The sequence below is a fragment of the Oleiphilus sp. HI0043 genome (assembly GCF_001634935.1).
Genome location: NZ_LWEY01000748.1, coordinates 1 through 714 on the forward strand (window position 1 = coordinate 1; position 714 = coordinate 714).

The 714-nt window shown below is 45.2% G+C and carries 2 protein-coding genes; one reads left to right on the plus strand and one right to left on the minus strand.

The window, feature by feature from the left end; translation table 11 throughout:
• Nucleotides 1–197: hypothetical protein (locus A3729_RS33865; protein ID WP_231877389.1), on the plus strand; the 197-nt coding region annotated here is incomplete at its 5' end.
• On the opposite strand, the gene A3729_RS08620 is transcribed toward A3729_RS33865, so the two are convergent.
• Nucleotides 194–589 (minus strand): type IV pilin protein, encoded by a 396-nt coding sequence (locus A3729_RS08620; protein WP_197469610.1) that lies wholly within the window; start codon nucleotides 587–589, stop codon nucleotides 194–196. The two genes, A3729_RS33865 and A3729_RS08620, sit on opposite strands and share 4 nt — an antisense overlap.
• Between the last annotated feature and the right edge of the window lie 125 nt (nucleotides 590–714).

The following is a 714-nucleotide window of genomic DNA, read 5'->3' on the forward strand; positions in this document are numbered from 1 at the left end:
CAAACAGAGTTGTTTTTTCCCGCCTTGGTTTTCCCCTTGGTAGTGCCGGAAGTTACATCTATTGCCCAGAAAACAATGACGAGAAATATGCGCGTGCCCTAATCATTAATTTCCAGGGTCGCTTAAGAATAGGGCGCGACAGTAACAGCGATGATATTGTTGAAGCGAGCGGAGGAAAGAATGTTAGCTGTGGTTAATTCCATTGCCCTTCTCTACGGCCATCAGAATATAACTCCAACCTCTCATCCGAACGAGTTTCAATGATCGGCTCAGCGACCAATGCATAACAAGCCCCTTCGTCACAATCACTTAGGCCAGAGTCAATGTAGAGATTGAAGTAGCCGTGATCCGATTCTAACTCGTCTTCATCATATGAAAGCAATTCCGATAAGCTTTGCGGGTAGCGCTGAAAGCTCATTGCATAACGCTCCAATTCAGTCTGCAAACGCAATAAAGAGGCCTTCCCCTCAGTCAAGCGGCTCCGCTGTTGGTAGGACTCGTATGAAGGTAAGGCCAGTGAAAATAGAATGGAAACAATTGCCAAACTTACAAGCAACTCTATTAATGTAAAGGCTCTAGAACGATTCATCGTTGCCACCATGATAAGCGCCTTATACCTTCGGCTAACTCAACGCCCAAGAGTTTAGACTCCTCTCCATAAAGGCTTTTGTTCTCGATAGCGAGAAGAGATAACAAGGCTGAATCAGATATCAG

Coding starts and splice junctions, on each gene's coding strand:
- A3729_RS08620 (WP_197469610.1), bottom strand. CDS start 589: ATGAATCGTTCTAGAGCCTTTACATTAATAGAGTTGCTTGTAAGTTTG.